The 281-nt window shown below is 35.6% G+C and carries 1 protein-coding gene; it reads right to left on the bottom strand.

Translation table 11 applies throughout. The features are described 5' to 3' along the window. A partial coding sequence (locus tag FNN09_RS21285; protein ID WP_221932570.1) for a hypothetical protein occupies nt 1-281 on the bottom strand: 281 nt, incomplete at both ends.

The raw sequence follows: 281 nt of genomic DNA, 5'->3' as shown, positions 1-281 counted from the left end.
GAACCTTGTTAATAAGCAGATTATCATTATTAGCGATGGCTTTTATCACAGGTAACAATTGTGGTATTTTCTTCATATAAGAACTACATACAATCAGGGCCCAATACCTCTCCCACGGATTATCTGATGCTAAAGCCTTAAATAGCTTTTTATGTGACTTTGAAATACTTAGTAATTGTAAATCGGCTATTGATGCTAATCGCTTTATTTCCTTACTATTCATCTGTCCAAAAGCTTCCGGATTCTCAAAGGCATGTTGAATCAGGTAGTACTCCGGATAA

It is taken from the genome of Carboxylicivirga sp. M1479, from assembly GCF_007097485.1.
GTDB lineage: Bacteria > Bacteroidota > Bacteroidia > Bacteroidales > Marinilabiliaceae > Carboxylicivirga.
The sequence above is the reverse complement of the archived record's forward strand: the minus strand, read 5'-3'. Positions and strand labels throughout refer to the sequence as shown.